The organism is Pedobacter sp. GW821-FHT01D05 (genome assembly GCF_059422505.1).
In genome coordinates, this window is the sequence record NZ_JBWKXA010000001.1 from 2,020,122 (window position 1) to 2,042,119 (window position 21,998).

The following is a 21,998-nucleotide window of genomic DNA, read 5'->3' on the forward strand; positions in this document are numbered from 1 at the left end:
GACTCGGTATTAAAATCATTGAGTTGTTAAACTCTCCATCCGTAGTGACACTGCGTTTAACACTACGGATAGAATGTACCCCTTTGTGACCTTTTTCTCTGTAAACTGGGTGGTTAATTATGGAAAATGTAAGATGGAAAATGGACAGGACTCTGCGCATATTCGATATCTTCAATAAAATGGTCATCATCTCAACTGGAGTGCAATGGAATGGAGATATCTACCTCGATAGATAGATTTCTCGACTGCGTTGCACTCCGCTCGAAATGACGAATCATGAAGGAGACATATTCGCAATGACTCCTAATCAATTACTTAAATAATCCTGCAAAAATTTTATTTGAATGCAATTTTGCCTGATGATCGTAAATATGCGAGGTGCTCATAATCTCGTTTACGCCATATTTTGCAACAAAAGCTTCTAAATTTTCTTTAATGGTTTCGGCACTCCCAATAAAAGAATAATACAACATTTGTTCTACAGCTTCTTTTTCCAACTGATCCCAATAAACATTAATATCGTCTACTGCAGGTTTCAATAATTCTCTTTTGCCTGTAATTACACCGAGGAACATGCGTTTTACAGAGCTTGATAAACGTTCAGCTTCTGCGTCGGTATCGGCAGCAACCACATTTACACAGGCCATTACATAAGGTTCCTGTAAAAATGGGGATGGCTTAAAGTTATTTCTATAGATGGCGATAGCCTGTTCGAAATAAGCTGGTGCAAAATGACTTGCAAAAGCATAAGGAAGGCCTTTTTCTGCTGCTAATCGGGCGCTATCTGTACTCGAACCCAAAATCCAGATCGGAATATCCAATCCTTCTCCCGGAATGGCTCTTACACTCGCACGATTATTACCTGCAGAGAAAAACTGTTGTAGCTTGTCAATATCTCTGGGAAAACTATGAACAGCACTAAAGTTTTCGCCACGGATAGCCATTGCCGTAACCTGATCGGTTCCAGGTGCCCTGCCTAAGCCCAGATCGATACGGTTGGGATAAAGAGAAGCCAAAGTACCAAATTGTTCGGCAACAATTAAGGGTGCATGATTGGGTAGCATAATGCCTCCTGAGCCTACGCGGATGCTATTGGTGCCACCAGCAATATACCCAATAAGCACCGCCGTTGCCGAACTGGCAACACCGGCCATATTATGATGTTCGGCAAACCAGTAACGTCTATAACCTAAATTTTCAGACTGTTTAGCTAAATCGAGGCTTGTTTTAAAGGTATCTGCAGCAGTAAAACCATCTAGCACGGTTGCAAGATCGAGAACGGAATAAGGAATATTTTTCAATAAGTGATCAGCCATAAATTAATAGGAATAAAATCTATGTTGCAAAAATATCTTTAATAAAACCAAGTCTGGCTTATCTGAATATATATGACGTTTAACCAACACTAAAGAGTATATTGGGTATTAGCAGGGAATCTATGCAAATGAAAACACGATCAGACAACCAGAACTACACAGGTGTAGGAGTATATATATTATTGTAACAAAATGTACAAATCAGCGCTCTTAGCTTGATTAAAACTTGTAATTCGATTAGCAAAACCACAAAAGGCGAGTATATTTTTTACAGGTATTCTAGCATATTTTTATGGATTGTAGCTATTGCCCGCATCTTGTAACTTAATTGACACATTTTTGCGTTAAATTAGTAAATAAGAAAGGAATTTAAATTAATCCGTACAGATAGTACCCTTTTCGGTACGAAAAGGCGTAATTTCGTTATAAGAGAAACAGATTTTTGAAGATGATTAAGTGCATAGCCATAGACGACCAGTTCAGTTCCTTAGCGGGGCTACAAAAATATATCGAGGATACCCCGAACATGCGACTCGTCCAGCAATATACCGATCCAATTACTGCTTTAAGAGAGCTAGCCAACTCAGAAACAGTCGATGTAATTTTTATGGATGTGGAAATGCCTCAAATTTCGGGTCTGGAGTTAGCTAAGGCCATCCGCTTTAGAACCAGAAAACTCATCTTCACTACTTCACACCAGGAATACGCTTTTGATGCTTTTGAAGCTGCAGGAGATGCGTATTTGCTTAAACCATATAGTTATGCCAAATTTGCCACTACCATTACCAGGCTTTTTGGACAGGAAATGACAGGCGGCACCAACGAAGATTACTTTCTAGTTAAAAACAAAGAAGAGGAACACCGTGCCGTAATGGTTAAATATGAAGATATTATTGCTTTTGAAAGTTTTCACAATTACATTAAAATACATACTGTAGAAAAAGTAATTATTGCTTACCTAAGTTTAAAAGATATTCGGGAACAGCTTAGCATCAAGAAAGGTTTTATACAGTTACACCGCGGTTACATTGTTGCTATTGATAAGATTTTGTATGTGGATGGTAACCGGATTACCATGAACAACCACATTAGCTTTACCGTTGGAGATATTTATTATAATGAATTTAAGGGTTTTATGTCTACTAAACTAATCATCAGTAGCCGTAAAAAATAACGGCTACTGATGGAAACATTCAATAAATTAAATTATACCTGTATTCGTAGAAACTGTTATAGTAGTTGGATCAGACACCGTTGTTGGGTTACTGATCTCTTTACTCAGTTTTTTTTTAAATACAAATAGTGTTCTTTTAGCTAGTTTTTGAGTCTTCATAATTGTTTTTTTTCGAAAACTAGCAGCGATAGCGCCCTATAACTTTAGTTGTTACACAGATAGTAAATAAGTCATTATGGATAGATTAAAACGGAGCATGGGAATGTTACGAAACTGGCTACATACTTACCGGATACATATAATTGCATGGTCTGTATTTATATTTTGGGAAACCGTTGTGGTTATTTACTGGGTAGGTATGGCCGGTACATTTGGTAACTATGCTATTCATTACACCATTAATATCACCTTCTTTTATACCTATACTTTACTGCTGGAAAAAGCAACAGCATTTCATAACGGAGCACTATGGAAAGTTCCTCTGGTTGTGATATCAACTATCTTGATTTATTTAGGTCTGGTTACTGGTGTAGACATTTTGCTAAATACCTATACCAATATTTTACCTGGAGAACTACCAAGTCTTAGAATCAGAATAGCCAAGGTGCTTTATAGAGGCTCATTTTTCCTTATTTTTTCTACAGGTTATTATTTCTTAAAGCGGTTCATCAGAGAAAAAGCAGAAAAATCCCGTATTGAAAAGCAGCGTTTTCAAATGCTTATTGATAAGGAAAAAATGGACAAGGAACTAGCCATGTCTAAAAATGCTTTCATGAAGGCACAAATTAATCCCCATCTGCTTTTTAACACATTTGAGTTTGTACACCAGAAACTAAGCACCTACTCTCCAGAAGACGCCAAAGTAATGCTTTATCTTTCTGATATGATGCGTTTTGCTGCCAATACGCAACACAATGAAGGCTACGTATATTTAAGTGAAGAAATTGCACAATGCGAAAATCTGATTGGTTTGCACCGCATTACACAGGGTGCAATTTATATCGAACTTGCTAGCGGTCCTGATCTTGGTGGCATCAAATTAATTCCACTGGTTTTGCTTACTATTTTGGAAAACATGTTTAAACACGGGAATCTTAACGACATCGAAAACAAGGCCACTATAGATGTTTACACCTTTGATGACAAACTGCATATCGAAAGCCGAAATTTACCCAGATTAGTGAAAAGTAAAGTAGGCTTTGGCTCAGGAATGGACAATATTCGTAACCGATTAAAATATGCATACCACCAAAATGCCGAAATAAATGCAGGAATTGACGAAGAAGGTTTCTATATTTTAAGCATAAGTATTTCCTTAAATGCATTAATCGTAGAATCTCAAGACAAAAAAACTGAACAAATTATCCCACTTTAACAGTGAAACTGGTGCAATAAGGACACCCTCCCTTAAACACATTTCACTACTAAGAATATTATTGATTCCCCTAATTAATGTAACAAAATTATTACTATATTAAACCTTCCTAATTGACGTTCTAACATTTAGAAAAATCTTCATTGAAAAATTAATTGTAAATCTTAACCAGACAGATTAAAAAATGAGAAAGGGTACAATATGCTATGTAGATCAAAATAGTGGGTATGGCATTATTAAAGATGAAAACGAACAGAAAATTCAATTCTTTTTAATGGAACTCCAGGAAGAAATCAGGCTTAATGATGAAATTTATTTTGAAATAGCGCTTACAGCAAGGGGGCTTGCTGCCACCAAAATATGTTTAGCTAACACTGTAGAATTAACACCACTATAGCAATCTCAATGAAAACTTCGCAGCCAAGCAGTTTTAATAAAGGAAAATTAACATTGATTTAAACTTAATTGGCTATCGGTTGTCCTAAATGTATGTTCAATAAATCGAAAGGGTGCTGTAGCAAAATAGCTTTACCTGGATTTTATCTGTAATATTCTACTCCTCTCCAATGCCTCACCAAATTCAACATATCTGGGTATAAAAATAATGCGTTGGAATGTAGACTACACTATGCGCGCGCCCTGTGCCACATTTTATCCTTAAGATACAAAAACACCAGTAGTACGCTACCAACATCCCGGAGGACACGTTTACCCACAGGAAGCAAGCTCAGTTGTAATTAATTTTTTTAAGAGCAAATCGAAACTTTAGTAGGAAACCAACCTTTTAATGTGATGCTGATAAGCAAATATTAAAATCAAAAAGGCCACAATATCCATTGAGGCCTTTCCTTATCAACTAACTAAACTTGTATAATACTAACCAAATATCTACACAACAAAAGTATAGATAGCAAATAAACCCAGTATTAACATTGCGTTAAATACTCAATAGTTAACATAAGTAAGATCTGGATTTCCAATGCAAGGTTACCATTTCTGAATAGGTTGGTAACTGTTTTTTTCTTCCTTGCGGCTGAGTTTTTTTATAAAGTCTTCGCCAAAATCATGGTTATAAACTTTAAAATTGATTGCCCACTCATCCTTTATCATGGCAGGTACAAATTTTTCAAACATTTTTTCAAATGATCTGAAATTTACAAATGGTTTGCAGACCACAATATATTCAGCATCTGAATTCACTATAATTTCCTCAATAAGCTTTGGCCATCTCAATTTAATCTCGATGGGCAAAGTTTGATATTGCTGCCGGTCAATAAACAGTCCTATGTTTTGGATAAGCGCTTCAGATAAGGAACCGCCTAGCAACCTTTTCCATTTCCCATCTTCTTTTACGATCCTTTCCAATACCTGTTCATGGTCAAGAACAGTCCATAACTCACCCCTCGAAAGCTGGATAAGCTGAAAATGCATGATATCGCCATTAGGCTGGTTAAAGAAAAAGTCGAGCTCGATCATCAATAATGAGGTGATAGTATATATCGCGAAATCAAAAGTATAGAACTATTTCTAAAGCACAAAAAACATAACGTTGAAAGGTTTAATTAGTATTTCTGTTCTTCAATTTTAAATTGTTGAACCGAACAATTTGATGTGTTTTTTAAGTATTAAACAAAAAATTGATTTTTGTCATCAATAAAATTCCAAAAACATGCTAAAAACGTAATATTAAACATACAAAAAATTTAATATTAGCAATAATGAATATATATTTGCCGCATGAAAAGTGCCAAATTATTCGCTCTAGTATTTTTTTTAATTGCCTCATTATCTTGCTCATCGATTCATGTTCTTGCTCAAAACAAGCTGACAAAACAATCTGATATTTTAGAAAATATAGAAAGATTGAACGGAAACGATATGATTGAACGTTTAGCTGCTCAGCGCAGTGCATTTAATAAAAACCGTTCGAAAAACAGCCTTCCAAAGGCAGAATATATCATCAACAGGAAGGACTTGACCCTCATTAGCTTTAATGGCTTAGATTATTATGTAAAAAACAATAGGGTAATAGGCATAAAAGGTCTAAACCTTTCGGATGAAGTATTGAACCAGATTACAGACAAACTGGTTCTTTTAGACAGCATCCAGTTTAATCACAGTGAGCGGTCAAATACCGAACGTTTTAATCCAAATGTTGATTTTCAAAAGATCAGGAATATCGACCGTCAATTTATGCTTACACTTAAAATGTTATCGAGCACAGTAAGAGACATAGCTGCACTTACCAAAAGTGAAAATCCATCTTTAACCGTCGAGACCAATGTTGCCAAAATGCGTTTACCAAATATTGATAAGGCTGCAGATAAATCAAATACGCAATCGCTGGTGCTATTATCGAAATAACAGCATTTATGTATCTTATTTCAGTATAAAAGAACAATAATTAATCTGCTTTCTTTTCCGAATACACTTCTGCAATCTGAGCAGAAAGATATTTGAAGGCAAGTGGCATTTCTACAGCGGCATTTTTGATGCTTCCTTCCATAAAGATGAAACCTTTATAGTTTATTTTGTGCAAGGCCCTTAAATAAGGTTTAAAATCGTCGCCCATAACACCTGGCAACGACCTGTTTTGTTTTTCGGCAACCTCAGAAAACGCAATCAATGTTCCGGCCTCAATAATTTCATTTGGAGACTCTCCTTCACGCATCATGTGAAATATATCAGCATTAAGCCTGAAATTTGGATGATCAATCTCCCTTACAATTTCTGCAGCCGACTTTAAGGAGGTGATAAAGTTAGTTTCGGTGGTTTCGAGATTTTCTAATAAAATTGTAACCTTATATTTCCCGGCAACTTGTGCCAGTTTTTTGCCCAAGCCAATAAAATCTGATTTTGCCTTAGCGATATTATAATCAGCTGGAATGCTCCTTGCACCCGAGCTGCCTAAAACAATAAACTTGATCCCCGCTTGTTGAGCTCTTGAAAGAACAGTTTCGGCATAAGCTAAAACCTTCGCTTCATCTACCTCTGGGCCAGCTATTTTTATACTCGCGGGATAAAAAAGATTACAGGTTAACACTTTACATTTTGCAGCTTGAATCTTTTTTAAATTGACACTAAACTGGTCATCTGTTAGTGCAGGTGAAAGCATCTTCGGAACAGATTCGCCAATCATTTTAAAACCAGAGGCATAGGCTAAACTATCCTGTGTTAAACCAGATACAATCCCTAAACGCGGATATACCTGTTTATCAGAAATAAAACCACAAAAACCGATATAAATCAGGCAGATAAAAAAAGCCAGATAGCTAAATTTTGTACTTCTCATATTGTTACTTAAACGATTTGGTCAAAAAAATGAAGTCTTAAGCCCCCCTTATCCTATTTAACTGAACAACTCGCTGGTGAGCTTCTAAGAATTCTTCCTTAAAGATAATATAAAATCTGTCCATTAAGTTTTGTATCAGCAAAATCACAGATTGCGAAGAAAACTGAATAAATGGAAGCTGCTTCGAATCAGATGCAAAAATAATCTGCCATTCGGCAGTTTTTAAATCCAGTTCGTCGACAATTTAGCTGTGTTGGTATAATAGCGGTATTTCTACTGCAACGTTTCTGGGGTAAAGGCGTCTTATCTACAAAACAATCACAAAATATTAATTAAAAATATAAATAACAGCATTATGAAAACCTCAATCAAAACCCTAACAAAATCGCTTTTAGCAGCTATCGTTTTAAGCTCTTCTATTTTCTCTACAGGCGTAATGGCCGATGAGAAACAACCAACAAAAGTTTCTGCGCCTAAAAACGTGAACCAGGTTATAGTAAGTGGAAATGTAGAAGTTACCTTGGTACAAAGAGAGAAAGAAGGCATAAATTATAATGATGACAATACTGGCAAAGTAAAAGTAACGCAAGACGGATATGCATTAAAAATCAGTTCAGAAGATAAAGAAGTGGCAAAGATTACCCTTTATGTTAACAATATCTATAGGGTTAAGGCATCAGACAATGCCGTTTTAAAAACACAAGGCAAATTGGATGTTAAATATCTTCAGGTATTTTTAAAAGGAAATGCGGTTGCTGAAATCAATTCTGAGACAGAAAGTTTATATACCGTTATCGAAAACAATGCCGATTTAAAATTGAGCGGAGCTACTGACAAACATACCTTGGTAATGGGTAGAACACCAAAATTGAACCTTGATAAATTTGCTGCACTAACAACAGAAATGAGTAACCCAGATACAAATGCATCGCAAACTGTTGCATTGGCTAAATAAGGAAAAGAAAAGAACAAAAAAAGCGACATCTCTGTCGCTTTTTTTTTGCGGTTTTAGGCTGCGAATAATCGTCATTGCAATGACGACCTTTCTCTAGGAACCTGTGAATGATAGCCTTAAACCCAATTCCTCGTCTATTTAAAATCTGGTATAGGAAATAAATACCCGCCAAACAAAATATACGACCATAACAAGGTCCAAAATATGTTGAATATTTGTGCTGTAACAAATGTAAATGCGGGTTTACCGCCCTGAAGTTTTACCAGTGATGAAAATTTAGCTTCCATACCGATTGAAATAAATGCGATTGCGAACCACACGGTGCGTAAGCCGTTTAAGGTTGGCCCAACACTTTTTGCAGTTGTGGGAGATAACAGAAAAGAGAACACTAGAGATGCTGCAACAAAACCCAATACAAATTTCGGAAATCGCTCCCACACAATTTTCAACCCGGGGCGTTCAGCTTTAAGTGGTACACCATCATCACCTTTAGGTTTTTTATAGGCCCACCATATAGCAATAAAAAAAGCAGCAACGCCAATAAAAACATTTTGCGAAAACTTGGCAATAACACCTGCTTTAACGGCTATTGGCCCAACCAGATCGCCTGCAGCAGTTACGGTTGCCGTTGTATCTAAGGTACCGCCCAGCCATGCCCCACCAATTACCTCAGGTATATGAAAATACTTTACTGCCCAAGGCAGAATAATCATCATCGGAATAGCCATAATCAATACCAGCGTGGTTACATAAGATAATTTACGTTTATCCCCATTAATAGCTCCTGCAGCAACAATTGCTGCAGAAACACCACAAATAGATACTGCTGAAGCCAATATTACACCAAATTCATCATCAACTTTTAACTTTCGGCTTAACCACATCGAAAAAAACCAAACTACAGTAACAACAATAACGGCCTGTATTATCCCAGGCAGACCAGCTTTGATCAAATCGGCCGATAAGATAGTGGTTCCTAATATCACCAAACCTGTTTTAATATAAAACTCAGACCGTACGGCTTCTTTTAACCAAAATGGCAACTTGATCAGGTTGCCCAATGCGATACCGATAAGCAGTGCAAATACCACATATTCTAAGCCAAAATAGGATACGCTTTTGTTGCCTCCAATAATAAAAGAAACAATAGCTAAAAAATAGATGAGTGCAAAACCACCAGCAAACCGTGCAACATTGCCTCCTGATAAACCTATCGCTATTGAAGCTAATGCCAGAAACACTGCCCCCATTTCGACAACTAACAATAAGTTGGATGCTGATAATATTTTACCCAAAAGGTCTTCACTGGTTGCCCATTTAAATGCAGGTAAACTTATTACAGTACCATTTTTGGTTAAATAAAGTACAGTGGCAATAATAATCGTTCCCAATATTACTGCCCACCAATCTTCGGTGAGTGATTTTAAAAATGTTTTCTTATCCGGGTTTATCCCCGCCTCTGTTAAAGCTCCAGTAGTATCGGCTGCGTTGTTTCGATTCGACATAGTTAATTAATTATGGTGTTAATTTGATTTCAATTCTAAAATATTGTCGGATATGGTCAATAAACAGTAAATGAATATCCAATATCGAACTAAAGTAAATATTCAGGAGGATTTTATCCGTAACAAATATCTGACTTCGCCTACACACCTTTACTAAAGCCTTTAAGTTAATACGCACCGCAAACCACGAATAAAATAAATTCGTTCAATTGTCTAATTCAGGATTTAATTTGTCTGGTTCAGATCCATTCAACTGGTTTTTAGAAAGTTTATGCAACATTTTTGGGCACACTTAAAAGAAATTATTATGACACTTAAAACAACAAAAACCATTTACTGGATCGGCGCCTCATTAACTTCGTTATGGTTTGGCACCAGCGGAGTTTGTGAACTCACAAAAAACCCCATTGTTTGGGACATTACATTACAACTGGGGTATCCAGCGTATTTTATTTATGTACTTGGTGTTGCTAAGTTAGCCGGAATCGTGGTTCTACTGATCCCCAACAAATGGTTAAGGTTAAAAGAATGGGTATTTGCAGGAATATTCTTCGATATCATTTTTGCATTCTGCTCAAAACTAATTGTGATCGGTCCACTAGCCACTACCGATGCCATTATAGCATTGGCTATCGTTACAATAACCTACCTGATGTTCCAAAAACTTTATCCTACAAAATATTCAAATTTAACTGCTGTTTAAGGTTTGAATAAATTCTAATTAAATCAGTATCCTCAAAAAGAGCGCGAGTAGCGCTCTTTTTTTATTAGTGATAAATTTTACCGGTCCAAGATCGGCAATCTACACAAAAGCTAAACATCAAAGGCTGTGAATGCGCTGCTACGCTCTTTGTTTGATACTAAACCGCAGAGTGTATTATTTAAATAAAAAAGTCGCCAAATATATGGCGACCTCCGAATTAATAAACCTTGCTGATGAATTTGCAACTGGATTTATATTATACAACTGGCTCATTCTCTATTCTTTTCTGTTTTTTCTTTCCGATGCTTTGCACCATTTCACATTGCTGTGGATTTTTTTCAAATGGAGGGCTAACCAGAAAAAGTGTCGACATTAAGCTTGCCAATCCAACTAACAAACTATTGGTTGTGGTATTTTGATGATTTTCCATGATGATAAGTATGATTAAAAAGTTGTTGATGCATTTACTGCTGAAATTGCGCCTGTTGTTTTATGCTGAACCATTCCGATTACTTCCCATTTTTCAGCGCTGCTACCTTTAGGGATATTTAATACTGCAGTTCCAGATTTTGAATCTTTTAGAGATAGTGTTAAAGTTCTCCGTACAATTTGGACGTGTGATAACTTAAGTCCTGCATTCTCCCCGCGCTGTACATCGGTGCTACCGTTCTTTTGTACCAGTGCAAAAAGAAGATCGTCGCTCGCCTGAGTATCTTTGGCTTCGTAATTTATTGTCAGTACATCCCCATCTCTTTTGGTATCGAAAGCTAAACTGGCTGTATGCTCTTTATTCAGAAGCTGTTTGTTAATGGCATTTCTTACATCGCTTTCATTAGAACCTATAAATTCTTGAGCGCCGTTAATAACCAATTGAGGGGTATAAACCTGTGCATTTAGCCAGGCACTATATTTTTTTTGCCTTTTTGTATTTTCCGGACTTCCAAAAACATCCTTCCAACCTAAATTATCAAAATAATCGACGTGATATCCAAGTACATACACCGGTTTCCCGTTAGATTCTTTCTCTATTTTGGCCAACAGTTCTTCTGCTGGCGGGCAGCTTGAACATCCTTCAGACGTAAATAATTCCAAAACGGCAAAGCCTTTTCCATTAACGGGCTGCTCTATTTTTTTTTCTTGTGCAGATCCTACCCAAATAAATGCGCTAAGTGCTATTACCGCCACAATGACCGCATTTACGATCGCTATTCTTTTTAGTGTTTTCATAATTTCTATTCTTTTTTTATCAAAAATAAGTGAGGTTTATGCCTTGAATTAGGTGAAAATAGCTGAACCGGACAAATTGCTGGAAGAGTTAGACAGGAAGCCGATAAGTAAGACAAATTAGCTACGAGCATGCCATAAAGCAAAAAAGGCCAGAAACGGATATCCGTTTCTGGCCAAGCTTGTTACCTAATAGCAGATAAATATTTTTCTTTACCTGTCTTCCATCCACGAAAGAAAAGCAGGCGTTTTTTCCTTATTGATCAGCAACTTATCCGGAGTTTCAATCACCAGTTTAACAAACAACTTCCTTAAGAAATAATGTTCTACTTCTTTAATGGCTTTAAAGTTCACTAAATATTGACGGTTAACCCTGAAGAACTGTTTAGACGATACCATTGCCATAATCTGATCAAGAGATTGACTTAATGCAAACTCTTGTTTATCGAAGCACATAATGGTTGAAGCATCGTTTCTGATATAAAAGAAAGCAATATTTTCGGTTTGAACTGTAGTATATTTCTGGTTTTTAAATACTAAAAAGCTCTCTTTTCCGGCGGGACTGCTCAATTTTGTCAATAAATTGCTTAAATCGGGGATTACTTTTTGCTGAAAAAAATTCTGAAGCCCGTCTACCTTTTGAAAGGCCTCCTGAATATCTGTTTTGGAAAATGGCTTTAATACATAATCTACTCCATTACGCTTAAAAGCTTCTAAGGAGTACTCATCAAAGGCCGTGCAGAATACAATGGGGCTGTTTACTTTAACCTGTTTAAATATTTCAAAACATAATCCATCTGCCAATTGAATATCCATAAATATCAAATCGGGCTGTGGCTGCTCTGACAACGCTCTTACCGATCCTTCAATGCTCTGGTACTGCCCTACTATTTTCACGTCGGGTCTCAAGCTCAAAATTATATTTTCTAGTGATTTAGCTGTTTTCAGCTCATCCTCAATGATGATGATGTTCATGAATTAATGGGAGTTTAATTTTAAAAATTTGGCCATCGTTAATAATTTCGATTGGTTTTTCGAGAAGATGTTGGTAGCGCAACGTGATATTTTTAAGTCCAACGCCTAATGAGTTGGCATCGGCTGTTTTTAAACGGATAGGGTTTTCCAAAACAATTTGCCCATCTTCGGCATATAAGCTGATGCGCAATGGTTTATCTAGCGAAACCACATTATGTTTGATACAGTTTTCGATTAACAGCTGCAGCGTAAAGGGAGGAATTAAGGTGTTCAATATTTCTTCATTTAATGTGGAAGTAAAACTAAAACCACCATCAAATCTTGCCTGTTGTAAAAATAGGTATGCATTGAGTATTTCCATTTCTTCCGAAACATGAATCAGATCTAATTTACGGCTCTCGAGGGTATACCGATAAAAATTAGAAAGCTTAAGGATAAAATCGACAGCCTCTTCGTCGCCAATTTCTACCATAGCCTTTAGCGTATTGAGGCTATTAAAAAGGAAATGAGGATTAACCTGTTGTTTAAGCAATTCGTACTGAGCACCCAAACTATCGCTTTTGATTTTCTCCAATTCCATATTCACCTGTTGATTTTCGTAATTTTGTTGCAACAGATGAAGGAACATATAAAAAATTAAATTGATCAATATTCCCCTTACTTCTACCATCAACATCACCGGACCGAAATTAATGTGCGAAAGAATTAATTGCTGAATCCAGGCCAGGCAAAGCATAACGCCAACACCAATTAAAAGACTTTTAAATAACCTGGAGTAGGAAATTCCCTGTTTGTTGGGTCTACTGCTCTTTCGCGAGAGCATGTAAATATTCAAATACCACATCAACAATGCAAATACCGAAGTAATACCTGCATTAACTGCCGCTTCGGCCGCATTAAAATGATGCTCTGCTATTTGCGGAACAGAAGATAAAAGTCCGAGAAAAATGGAACTTACCCAGATAATGGCAGGCGAAATCTTTAAAGGGTTTTTGGTCATATCAGTTTTTAGCCAGGCTAATTAGGTGGGTTGGGATAATCAAAAATAATATTTTTTTAAATATGATCGCTGTACCACATATCCCTTCTTTTTTCACCAAAAGTAACCACGTAAATCTTATAGTTAAACAATTTTAAACCTGAACCAGACAGATTCGGCCCTTAAGTAGACAATGCAAGATTTAAATCACCAGAAGAACTATGTTTTTTATTTTGGTAAAATCTGTGTTTCGTTAAAGTAATTAGCAAATCGCGTAAAGGCTAACCATAGAAAATGTATCAACATAAATAGCCAACACAAAATGATGACCATTGTACTGAATTCAATTACAGTCTTACTCAGGTTTAACAATGTATAAGTCAAAACCTAATTTGTCTATTTCATCCCGAAAAGGCTAATCTCCCCTTTCTATCCGCATTAATTTTGACATACCTAACGGAGTAAAACATTATTTATCAACAAATTTTAGAACTATGGAAAATCAAAATAATTATAGCCGCCGGCGTTTTTTAAGCGTAGCAGCACTAACCGTGGCTGTTGCAGAACTTGGAGGGTTAAACCTTTTGAATGCTAAAGAAACTACAAAAAACAAAACCAACAATAATAATACGCACAGCAATACATCTTTCGATACCATAAAACAGATTCATGCAGGCGTGTTAAATATGGGATATGCAGAAAGCGGACCTGCAGATGGTGAACCAGTTATACTGCTACATGGATGGCCTTATACCATCCACAGCTATGCCGATGTGGCCGCCCTACTTTCTGCAGAAGGATATCGGGTAATTGTTCCCCATCTTCGCGGTCATGGCAGTACGCAGTTTCTTTCGGCAAAAACACCGAGAAATGGACAACAATCGGCCATTGCTACAGATATTATTGCTTTAATGGATGCCTTAAAAATAGATAAAGCAGTAATTGGCGGCTTTGATTGGGGAGCAAGAACTGCCAATATTTTGGCTGCTTTGTGGCCAGAACGTTGTAAAGCAATGGTTTCGGTAAGCGGATACCTTATTGGAAGCCAGGCACTAAACCAAAAACCATTATCACCAAAAGCTGAATTATCGTGGTGGTATCAGTTCTACTTTGCAACTGAACGTGGCCGTTTAGGATATGAAGCTAACCGAAAAGATTTTGCTAAACTGATCTGGCAAACCGCTTCTCCAGAATGGAAATTCACTGATGCCGTTTTTGAAAAATCGGTAGTTGAACTGGATAATCCAGATCATGTGGCCATTGTAATCCATAATTACAGGTGGAGATTGGGGCTGGCAGAAGGGGAAGCCCAATATGATAAATATGAAAAAATACTAGCCACGTTTCCGGCAATAACAGTGCCGACCATTACGCTCGAAGGTGATGCAAATGGCGCACCGCATGGCAAACCAGATACTTATGCAGCTAAGTTTAAAGGCAAATATGTGCATTATAATCTAAGTGGCGGCATTGGCCATAATCTTCCTCAGGAAGCACCTAAGGCATTTGCAGATGCCATTATCCAGGCAGCAATGATGTCCTAAAAAAACTAAAATATTCATCCTAAGAATTAAATAATCACAATAAATTTTAAAAAAATGGAAAATCAAAATGTAATCGAATCAGCAAATACTTTAAATGTAGTCATCAACAGAGTGCTTTATACCGGAAAAGTACATGTAAATGGCGGTCGGGAGGGCTTCGCAAAAAGTAGCGATGGGGCGCTTGACACTACCTTATCATCTCCTGGTAGTGCCGGAAAAGGAACCAACCCGGAGCAATTATTTGCGGCAGGCTGGGCTGCATGTTTTATTGGTGCAATGAAACACAATGCCCCTCAACTTCAAATTGCACTTCCTGCTGATGCTGCAATTGATGCAGAAGTTGATCTGGCTTTGGCCGATAGTAGTTTTAACCTTCAGGCAAGATTAAATGTAGTTTTACCCGGACTTACTTACGAAGAAGCAAAAACAGTGGTTGAGGCCGCGCACCAAACTTGTCCGTATTCTAAAGCTACCCGTGGTAATATTAATGTACAGATCAATGTGGCTATATAAGCTATAAAAATCAAAAAAGGCACTCCGGATTTAAAGTCGGGTGCCTTTTCGTTTATGAATTTAATGGCCTTGTTATACAGGTAAAGCGGTTTCGCGTTTAGCCTGCGTAATTACAAGTGAGCTATTAAGGGTGCCTATATTATCCAAACGACCGAATTTATTAATTAGAAAATCGTTATAAGCGATCATATTTTTTGCAACAACTTTTAACATAAAATCGAAGCCCCCGGTAGTATGGTAACACTCCAATACTTCATCAAGTTTGCTTACCTCCTGCTGAAATAACCGAAAAGCATTAACAGAATGATTGGTAAGTTGAACCTGTAAATAGGATATCATACAGTTCTCAAATTTATTAGGATCGATTAATGCCACTACTGAAGAAATGAAGCCTAAACGTTCTAAGCGTTTTACACGTTCCTGAATGGGCGATTTTGACAAATGCAACGTAGCAGCCAGTTCCTTATAGGTTAACCTTGCATCTTTTTGTAATAGTGTTAAAATATCTCTGTCTGTTTGGTCAGGGGTGTATAATTCCATTATAGTGATTAGTCTATTTATTTCTTTTCTAGGCTTAGTTTATAATGAATGCCCAAATATATAAATACTCTTCATTAAAGCTTTAACCGGAACCAAAAAAAAAGAACAAAATTTTGACAAAAAGTATAATTACTACTACTAACAGAATTAAATTCTGCGGAAACCTATTCAACAGGACATTTTCCGTATTTATTAAGCCCCTTCGTTTTAATTGTCAATGCGATAGATATTTGTTTAACGAATGAAACAACTGCCAACAGCAGTGCGTTGATTTAGTTTAGTTAATGATAACAAGAGCGCCAGCGCGATGCTGGCGCTTTTGCTTTTTAAAATCTTACTATAATCTGGTGCAGCGCCACAGTAAAATAACCGCCCTTTTCGCCATTTTAAGCCTGGCTGATCTTCAATTTCCAACCCCGATACAAGAGCCCAAAAAATCCACTCGCAAAAATCTTTGATATTTTTTTTGGAATATTCAGTTTTTAGCTTTTACTTTGAAATACAAAGCACTTTATAAAACAGCACTAAAGCTGTTTTTTTTCTCAATATTAACTTTGAAATACAAAGCACTTTAAAAACCAAAAAATATGAATCAATTAAATAAATTACGCTCACAAGATCCGCTATACTTTAGTGGATTAATTATGGCAGCCATTTCTGCAATTATTTTCGGATTAACCATTAATATCGAACAGGAAAACAGCACAGGTGTATTTTTTGTTAACTATGTCCTATCTGCAGTTTATCAAATCTGTTTACTCGTCCATCTTTTTTCGAATTATAAATGGCATTGGGGGCAAGGAAAATTACATCATACGGTTTTATTACTCGTTTTATTATTCATTAGCGCATTTAGCCTAAACCGCGAAATGAATGTATTTGATAGCTCAGTAACATGGTGCTCCATATGGATTATCCTGTCGGTGATTACGCTAATCCTTGCCTCGAACTTTAAATTGATCTTTTTACAAAAAGCCAGGTATGTCCTCTTCTTTTTTGTCGGGCTAGCCTTAATACTTTTCATTTATTACACAATATACTTATTTCCGCTCTATGTTATCAGTTTGATTGGTTTAGTGGCTTTAGGCATCTCAATTCATACTTATGTTCCATTATTTTTAACGATTGTTACCATTTCCCTTATTATAAAGGCTATACGCACCGATAGAAAATTGTGGTATCCAGTCGTTGCAGGTTGCCTGTTACCCCTTATCGCACAAAGCCTTTTCTCGTTAAAATGGCAACAAACCAGTGAAAAAATAAACTCAATAATCAATAGAAATCATTTAAATGATTCGAAATTGCCTGCCTGGGTCGAAGTGAGCCAGCAGCTTGAACCAACCTTTGTTACCCAACGTTTATTGAAAATAGGATTAGTGTATCACGAAGCGGATATAGACAATCTTTTTTGGGGAAGGATGCCTAACATTTCATTTGAGGAGAAACAACAACATGACCCATTGGTGGTGATTGCTACACTATTGTTTAAAAAAACTAACCTCGACGAAAAAGAAAGAATTAATATTTTAAAATCATTACATGGGGCAAGGCATCAGGCACAAGAGCGTTTATGGGAGGGCGACCACCTCGAAACCATAAGTATAATCAATAACATCAAATTATTTCCGGCATATCGATTGGCTTATACCGAAAAAACGTTAATGATTAAAAACAATGCTAAGTTTTCCTGGAGCAGTCAGGAAGCTCTTTACACTTTTCATCTTTCAGCGGGTTCTGTAGTTTCTTCATTATCGTTATGGATAGCTGGAAAAGAAGAAAAATCGAGGCTGACTACAAAAGCTAAAGCAGATTCTGCTTATCATACCATTGTGGGTGTAGAACAACGTGATCCTTCTGTAATTCATTGGCAAGAGGGTAATACCATCACAGTACGGGTATTTCCTTGCACACCTAAAGAAAATCGCATGTTTAAGATTGGCGTAACCAGTCCGATGCGTAAAGAAGGAAACCAGCTGATCTATCAACCAATATTTTTTGAGGGTCCGGTGGCCAACAACGTTTTAGAGACCACCCAACTCACCTATTCAGGCAATATAACAGGATTAAAACTGCCCAAAACTTTTAAAGAAACGGATCGGAATGTTTATTTAAATGAAGAAAAACAACAATTGAACGCAAGCATTTCATGTTTGGCTCCTCCATTGTCAACAGCAGCATTTTCTTTTGCCGGCAGCAATTATCAACTCGCCAATTACAATAAAAAATATAAATTATTTAGTCCCGATCTCATATATCTGGATATTAACCGCAGCTGGAGTAAAGCAGAATTCGATTCGGTTTGCACAATGGCCCAAGAAAAACCTGTTTATGTTTTCGACCGTAAGATGATCAAACTTACACCGCTAAACCGCGAAGCGCTGTTTAACAAGCTTTCTGACTATACTTTTAGCTTGTTTCCTGTTCAGGAAATTAGTGCTCCAGAAAAAACACTACTAGTATCGAAGGGAGGTGTTCAAACCCCTAACCTAAACGACCTGGCAGATAGCCATTTTAGTAAGGAGCTTATAAATTATTTAAAAGCGCCAAAACAGATCCATTTTTTTAACCTGGGATTCTTAGAAAGTCCATATTTGAAAGCATTAAAAGAACTTCGGGTATTTAACTATGCATCTGGAAGTATGGAAGATCTGAATAAATTAATGGCCAATCATTTATTTATTCAGAATCAAGAAAACGAGCAAACTGTTGTAATTGAAGATGCGGCTTTAATGATAAAAAAAGTAGATGATATACAGGAACAAAATGCACCTGATCATTTGTTACGCTTATTTGCTTATAATGATATCATGAAAAAAGTAGGGCCAGATTTTTTCTCTAAGAATTACATCAAACCTGATTTAGTTGCAGAGGCAGAGCAAGCTTTCATTGTATCGCCTGTATCAAGCTTAATCGTACTTGAAACACAAAAAGATTACGATCGTTTCAATATTGAGGAGAACAAAAACAGTTTAAAAAATGCTTCAATGAAATCATCGGGTGCCGTGCCAGAGCCACACGAGTGGGCACTCTTTGCCCTGTGCATCATCGTTGTGAGTTGTATGTTGTTTAAAAGGAAAGATAAAAAGCCTATAGTATGTTAGCTATCAATCTTAAAAAACCAGTTTTTCCCTTTATGCTTGCAGGAATAAGTTTCTTGTATCTTATTATATTGTTTTGGTTTCTACCTGGCTTTTTAAACTGGGGTGTAAATTTATATACTGGTCTGTTAGTTGCGCCATTTATCTGTAACCTTAAACGTGGTCAATTCTCTTTAAGGTACTTAATTCCTGCTGTTATAACAATTGTTTTAGCTATTTGTATACCAGTTAAGACCCTGTTTTTTATTGCGTTGTTATTTGCAACATTATTATTTATAGAAAATAGCCTGGGCAAGTTAAGCGAAGCCTTTTTGTTTTTACTTTTTCTCCTTTCTCCGGTATTTAAATATCTTATCTCCACTGTCGATTTCCCCATTCGCTTATGGCTTACAACCAGGGTAACCGGGCTTCTTAATGCAATAGGTATGCATGCCACTGCTGTTGGGAATATAATTGAACTCGAAAAACATAGTTTTGCCGTAGATCCGGCCTGTGCAGGCTTAAATATGCTTGTTATATCGCTAATTATCTGTTTATTCTTATTGGTATATTACCAAAAACGGACCAGCAAACAGCTGCCATTTATAGTCATTGGAGCGCTGTTTTCCCTAACTATCGGATTAAACATCTGCAGCAATTTTTTCAGGATCTTGTTATTGGTACTTTTTAAAAGTATGCCCGGTACCGTTTTTCATGATGTGATCGGGCTAATCTGCTTATCTATTTATGTTATCCTGCCATTAATATTTATTTCTAAACTTATCATCAAACGCTTTTCGATGGTCAAACAGATTTCTATTCAAAGCAAGTCAGGAAGTTATAATATCAGGTTTCCGTTATTACATATCTCCTTAATAGCTTTGCTAATTTTTATCGCTCAGAACATTGTAAAAGCCGATCAATTGACGCCTATAAACAATCAAATTCAATTATCTGGTTTTAAGAAGGAACAATTGGAAACAGGAATATCCAAGTTCGAAAATAACGAAGCCTTAATCTATATCAAGCCTGCTGCATTTTATGTTCCCGGGCACGACCCTAAACTATGTTGGACAGGCAGTGGTTATGACTTTAATCATATTAAAAAAGAAAAAGTAGCCAATACTGAAATTTACACTGCCATCCTCAGCAAGGGAACTGATCGGATTTATGCTGCCTGGTGGTTCGACAATGGTACGGTTAAAAGTATTGATCAGCTATTTTGGAGGTGGACCGGAGCAACGGGATCGAAGCTTTTTTATCTGGTAAATGTAAATGCGAACAATCGTAAAGACCTGCACCGTCACGTGGCACAATTACTTGCAAATCAACATTATTTAACCAGCAAGCTATGAATACAGAAGAACAAAAATTAAGGCTACACTCCAAAATATACATCTGCACAATCATTGTAGGATTAGCCATAAGCGGCTTAACCGCTTTTCCGTTAGAAACCGAAATGGCCTGTCTGTTTAAATACAGTACAATTTTACCAAGTAGTCTTCAAATCTGGATCGGAGCGGTTTATCAGGCGCTTAAAGCGACCAACCTGCGCTATCCATTTTTAAGTTATGGTACCGATTGGCTGGCTTTTGCACATATCATGCTGGCCGTGCTTTTTATCGGCCCATTAAAAGATCCTATCAAAAACAAATGGGTGATCGAATTTGGTATCATCTGTTGTATCGCGATTATTCCATTGGCCTTAATTGCCGGAAACATCCGTCATATTCCTGTATTTTGGCAAATAATAGATTGTTCTTTTGGCATCATCGGCATTATTCCGCTGATACTATGCCGCATCAATATCAAAAAAATTGAAATATTAGAAGAGCATTATGGATTATGGACTTTGTAGATAAACATTCTATCGTAAGGAAAATATGGGGCAATACAGATGTTGTTCTTTTTATTTTTGCCGGCGCCGCAGCAGAATTTAGCCTGAATAAAGCTGTTGATTGGTTGTATTTTACAGGCAAACTGCCTAAAGATCCATTGGGAAGATTGTTTTCTACTGTTGCCTATGCGCAAAAAATCGTTTTTTCCACTGTAACTGATGCCCATGCAGCGATAGATCAGATTACCATGATCCATCAGCATGTTGAAGCTGGAAGAAATGCTAAAATTCCAGATTGGGCCTATAGAGATGTACTATTTATGCTGATTGACTATTCCATCCGTGCTTTCGAGGTACTGGAAAGAGCGCTTACTTTAACAGAAAAGGAGGAAATATTTACCACGTTTTATAAAGTCGGGTATCGCATGGAAATAAATGGGCTTCCTACTCATTTTGCGGCCTGGCAAACCATGCATGAACAACAGCTACAGGAAAATTTAATTTATAGCTGCTTCTCCCATGATCTTTTTGATCAGTACAAAAAACACCTTGGTGCACTGAGGTATCTATTAATGCGAAAAATACAAGCCCTCATCGTTCCACTTAAAGTGAATGAATTGCTTAAACTGGGGGAAGGAAAACCAATTAAATCAATACTTACTTTATACAAAATAAGCAGAAAACTGAAAGTGAACAAACCGTTAAGAAACTTAATTCTCCCGGCAGCATACAAGGCACAGATTTTAGGCCTCGAAACTTTTTAATCGCAAAAAGAAGTTGTATATGTAAATATCGTTGTCATCCTGTCCAAAGGACTCCTGTGGAGAGCCTGTCGAAGGGCCTGTTAAGTACGCTTTGAGGTGTTTCGACAAGCTACCATTGACAGTGTTCAGTAGAGTGGTCGTCATTGCGAGAAGGAACGACGAAGCAATCTTTCCTGCTAGCCATCCTTGCTAGAAATATTGCTTCGTCGGCTGAAAAAGCCTTCT

The 21,998-nt window shown here is 36.9% G+C and carries 21 protein-coding genes; 12 read left to right on the top strand and 9 right to left on the bottom strand.

Features of this window, described 5'->3' with window-relative positions; all coding sequences use genetic code 11:
• Positions 1-311 precede the first annotated feature (311 nt).
• Complete coding sequence (locus tag AC07VK_RS08075) at positions 312-1,316, bottom strand: LLM class flavin-dependent oxidoreductase (protein WP_492959596.1); 1,005 nt, start codon at positions 1,314-1,316, stop codon at positions 312-314.
• Between the two features lie 448 nt (positions 1,317-1,764).
• On the opposite strand from AC07VK_RS08075, the gene AC07VK_RS08080 reads away from it, so the two are divergent.
• From AC07VK_RS08080 to AC07VK_RS08090, 3 genes are all read left to right on the top strand, one after another.
• Entirely contained in the window at positions 1,765-2,490 is a 726-nt protein-coding gene (locus tag AC07VK_RS08080; RefSeq protein WP_492956175.1) for a LytR/AlgR family response regulator transcription factor, read from the top strand.
• Positions 2,491-2,725: 235 nt separating this feature from the next.
• The gene (locus tag AC07VK_RS08085) at positions 2,726-3,865 is read left to right on the top strand and encodes a sensor histidine kinase (protein ID WP_492956174.1); all 1,140 of its coding nucleotides are present in this window, start codon (positions 2,726-2,728) and stop codon (positions 3,863-3,865) included.
• A 184-nt stretch (positions 3,866-4,049) separates the two neighbouring features.
• Positions 4,050-4,262, top strand: a complete 213-nt coding sequence (locus AC07VK_RS08090) for a cold-shock protein (RefSeq protein ID WP_492956173.1) — start codon at positions 4,050-4,052, stop codon at positions 4,260-4,262.
• Between the two features lie 590 nt (positions 4,263-4,852).
• Here the strand turns inward: AC07VK_RS08090 and AC07VK_RS08095 are convergent.
• The gene (locus tag AC07VK_RS08095) at positions 4,853-5,341 is read right to left on the bottom strand and encodes a hypothetical protein (protein WP_492959598.1); all 489 of its coding nucleotides are present in this window, start codon (positions 5,339-5,341) and stop codon (positions 4,853-4,855) included.
• A 261-nt stretch (positions 5,342-5,602) separates the two neighbouring features.
• Here AC07VK_RS08095 and AC07VK_RS08100 point away from each other — a divergent pair, with 261 nt between their 5' ends.
• Positions 5,603-6,229, top strand: a complete 627-nt coding sequence (locus AC07VK_RS08100; RefSeq protein ID WP_492956171.1) for a hypothetical protein — start codon at positions 5,603-5,605, stop codon at positions 6,227-6,229.
• Between the two features lie 40 nt (positions 6,230-6,269).
• Here the strand turns inward: AC07VK_RS08100 and AC07VK_RS08105 are convergent, their stop codons facing one another.
• Positions 6,270-7,157 (bottom strand): sugar phosphate isomerase/epimerase family protein, encoded by an 888-nt coding sequence (locus AC07VK_RS08105; protein WP_492956170.1) that lies wholly within the window; start codon positions 7,155-7,157, stop codon positions 6,270-6,272.
• A gap of 355 nt (positions 7,158-7,512) precedes the next feature.
• Between AC07VK_RS08105 and AC07VK_RS08110 the strand changes: the two genes are divergently transcribed.
• Entirely contained in the window at positions 7,513-8,112 is a 600-nt protein-coding gene (locus tag AC07VK_RS08110; RefSeq protein ID WP_492956169.1) for a GIN domain-containing protein, read from the top strand.
• Positions 8,113-8,246: 134 nt separating this feature from the next.
• On the opposite strand, the gene AC07VK_RS08115 is transcribed toward AC07VK_RS08110, so the two are convergent.
• On the bottom strand, positions 8,247-9,617 hold the full coding sequence (locus AC07VK_RS08115; protein WP_492959600.1) for a YeiH family protein: 1,371 nt from the start codon (positions 9,615-9,617) through the stop codon (positions 8,247-8,249).
• Positions 9,618-9,924: 307 nt separating this feature from the next.
• Here AC07VK_RS08115 and AC07VK_RS08120 point away from each other — a divergent pair, with 307 nt between their 5' ends.
• On the top strand, positions 9,925-10,320 hold the full coding sequence (locus AC07VK_RS08120) for a DoxX family protein (protein WP_492959601.1): 396 nt from the start codon (positions 9,925-9,927) through the stop codon (positions 10,318-10,320).
• Between the two features lie 256 nt (positions 10,321-10,576).
• Here the strand turns inward: AC07VK_RS08120 and AC07VK_RS08125 are convergent, their stop codons facing one another.
• From AC07VK_RS08125 to AC07VK_RS08140, 4 genes are all read right to left on the bottom strand, one after another.
• Complete coding sequence (locus AC07VK_RS08125) at positions 10,577-10,750, bottom strand: hypothetical protein (protein ID WP_492959603.1); 174 nt, start codon at positions 10,748-10,750, stop codon at positions 10,577-10,579.
• A gap of 14 nt (positions 10,751-10,764) precedes the next feature.
• Complete coding sequence (locus AC07VK_RS08130) at positions 10,765-11,547, bottom strand: DUF1223 domain-containing protein (protein ID WP_492959605.1); 783 nt, start codon at positions 11,545-11,547, stop codon at positions 10,765-10,767.
• A 210-nt stretch (positions 11,548-11,757) separates the two neighbouring features.
• Complete coding sequence (locus AC07VK_RS08135) at positions 11,758-12,519, bottom strand: LytR/AlgR family response regulator transcription factor (protein WP_492959607.1); 762 nt, start codon at positions 12,517-12,519, stop codon at positions 11,758-11,760.
• A complete protein-coding gene (locus AC07VK_RS08140; protein ID WP_492959609.1) occupies positions 12,500-13,519 on the bottom strand; it encodes a sensor histidine kinase in 1,020 nt (339 codons plus the stop codon). Before AC07VK_RS08140 ends, AC07VK_RS08135 begins: the two co-directional genes overlap by 20 nt.
• A 473-nt stretch (positions 13,520-13,992) precedes the next feature.
• On the opposite strand from AC07VK_RS08140, the gene AC07VK_RS08145 reads away from it, so the two are divergent.
• Positions 13,993-15,042, top strand: a complete 1,050-nt coding sequence (locus AC07VK_RS08145; protein ID WP_492959611.1) for an alpha/beta fold hydrolase — start codon at positions 13,993-13,995, stop codon at positions 15,040-15,042.
• 54 nt (positions 15,043-15,096) lie between these two features.
• Complete coding sequence (locus AC07VK_RS08150; protein ID WP_492959613.1) at positions 15,097-15,555, top strand: organic hydroperoxide resistance protein; 459 nt, start codon at positions 15,097-15,099, stop codon at positions 15,553-15,555.
• A 72-nt stretch (positions 15,556-15,627) separates the two neighbouring features.
• Here AC07VK_RS08150 and AC07VK_RS08155 read toward each other — a convergent pair whose 3' ends face one another.
• Positions 15,628-16,095, bottom strand: coding sequence for an Lrp/AsnC family transcriptional regulator (locus AC07VK_RS08155; protein ID WP_492956160.1), 468 nt, complete (start codon positions 16,093-16,095; stop codon positions 15,628-15,630).
• A gap of 587 nt (positions 16,096-16,682) precedes the next feature.
• Between AC07VK_RS08155 and AC07VK_RS08160 the strand changes: the two genes are divergently transcribed.
• The 4 genes from AC07VK_RS08160 to AC07VK_RS08175 are packed head-to-tail and all read left to right on the top strand — an operon-like array spanning position 16,683 to position 21,773.
• A complete protein-coding gene (locus AC07VK_RS08160) occupies positions 16,683-19,196 on the top strand; it encodes an XrtN system VIT domain-containing protein (protein ID WP_492959615.1) in 2,514 nt (837 codons plus the stop codon).
• The gene (gene xrtN, locus AC07VK_RS08165; RefSeq protein WP_492959617.1) at positions 19,190-20,527 is read left to right on the top strand and encodes an exosortase N; all 1,338 of its coding nucleotides are present in this window, start codon (positions 19,190-19,192) and stop codon (positions 20,525-20,527) included. The genes AC07VK_RS08160 and xrtN overlap by 7 nt, the downstream gene beginning before the upstream one ends.
• A complete protein-coding gene (locus tag AC07VK_RS08170) occupies positions 20,524-21,030 on the top strand; it encodes a hypothetical protein (protein WP_492959619.1) in 507 nt (168 codons plus the stop codon). Before xrtN ends, AC07VK_RS08170 begins: the two co-directional genes overlap by 4 nt.
• Positions 21,018-21,773, top strand: coding sequence for an oxygenase MpaB family protein (locus tag AC07VK_RS08175; RefSeq protein ID WP_492959621.1), 756 nt, complete (start codon positions 21,018-21,020; stop codon positions 21,771-21,773). Before AC07VK_RS08170 ends, AC07VK_RS08175 begins: the two co-directional genes overlap by 13 nt.
• Positions 21,774-21,998 lie beyond the last annotated feature (225 nt).

What these genes read in the sequence shown, in the direction of transcription:
- AC07VK_RS08075 (WP_492959596.1), bottom strand. Translation starts at nt 1,316, where the DNA reads ATGGCTGATCACTTATTGAAAAATATTCCTTATTCCGTTCTCGATCTT.
- AC07VK_RS08080 (WP_492956175.1), top strand. Translation starts at nt 1,765, where the DNA reads ATGATTAAGTGCATAGCCATAGACGACCAGTTCAGTTCCTTAGCGGGG.
- AC07VK_RS08085 (WP_492956174.1), top strand. Translation starts at nt 2,726, where the DNA reads ATGGATAGATTAAAACGGAGCATGGGAATGTTACGAAACTGGCTACAT.
- AC07VK_RS08090 (WP_492956173.1), top strand. Translation starts at nt 4,050, where the DNA reads ATGAGAAAGGGTACAATATGCTATGTAGATCAAAATAGTGGGTATGGC.
- AC07VK_RS08095 (WP_492959598.1), bottom strand. Translation starts at nt 5,341, where the DNA reads ATGATCGAGCTCGACTTTTTCTTTAACCAGCCTAATGGCGATATCATG.
- AC07VK_RS08100 (WP_492956171.1), top strand. Translation starts at nt 5,603, where the DNA reads ATGAAAAGTGCCAAATTATTCGCTCTAGTATTTTTTTTAATTGCCTCA.
- AC07VK_RS08105 (WP_492956170.1), bottom strand. Translation starts at nt 7,157, where the DNA reads ATGAGAAGTACAAAATTTAGCTATCTGGCTTTTTTTATCTGCCTGATT.
- AC07VK_RS08110 (WP_492956169.1), top strand. Translation starts at nt 7,513, where the DNA reads ATGAAAACCTCAATCAAAACCCTAACAAAATCGCTTTTAGCAGCTATC.
- AC07VK_RS08115 (WP_492959600.1), bottom strand. Translation starts at nt 9,617, where the DNA reads ATGTCGAATCGAAACAACGCAGCCGATACTACTGGAGCTTTAACAGAG.
- AC07VK_RS08120 (WP_492959601.1), top strand. Translation starts at nt 9,925, where the DNA reads ATGACACTTAAAACAACAAAAACCATTTACTGGATCGGCGCCTCATTA.
- AC07VK_RS08125 (WP_492959603.1), bottom strand. Translation starts at nt 10,750, where the DNA reads ATGGAAAATCATCAAAATACCACAACCAATAGTTTGTTAGTTGGATTG.
- AC07VK_RS08130 (WP_492959605.1), bottom strand. Translation starts at nt 11,547, where the DNA reads ATGAAAACACTAAAAAGAATAGCGATCGTAAATGCGGTCATTGTGGCG.
- AC07VK_RS08135 (WP_492959607.1), bottom strand. Translation starts at nt 12,519, where the DNA reads ATGAACATCATCATCATTGAGGATGAGCTGAAAACAGCTAAATCACTA.
- AC07VK_RS08140 (WP_492959609.1), bottom strand. Translation starts at nt 13,519, where the DNA reads ATGACCAAAAACCCTTTAAAGATTTCGCCTGCCATTATCTGGGTAAGT.
- AC07VK_RS08145 (WP_492959611.1), top strand. Translation starts at nt 13,993, where the DNA reads ATGGAAAATCAAAATAATTATAGCCGCCGGCGTTTTTTAAGCGTAGCA.
- AC07VK_RS08150 (WP_492959613.1), top strand. Translation starts at nt 15,097, where the DNA reads ATGGAAAATCAAAATGTAATCGAATCAGCAAATACTTTAAATGTAGTC.
- AC07VK_RS08155 (WP_492956160.1), bottom strand. Translation starts at nt 16,095, where the DNA reads ATGGAATTATACACCCCTGACCAAACAGACAGAGATATTTTAACACTA.
- AC07VK_RS08160 (WP_492959615.1), top strand. Translation starts at nt 16,683, where the DNA reads ATGAATCAATTAAATAAATTACGCTCACAAGATCCGCTATACTTTAGT.
- xrtN (WP_492959617.1), top strand. Translation starts at nt 19,190, where the DNA reads ATGTTAGCTATCAATCTTAAAAAACCAGTTTTTCCCTTTATGCTTGCA.
- AC07VK_RS08170 (WP_492959619.1), top strand. Translation starts at nt 20,524, where the DNA reads ATGAATACAGAAGAACAAAAATTAAGGCTACACTCCAAAATATACATC.
- AC07VK_RS08175 (WP_492959621.1), top strand. Translation starts at nt 21,018, where the DNA reads ATGGACTTTGTAGATAAACATTCTATCGTAAGGAAAATATGGGGCAAT.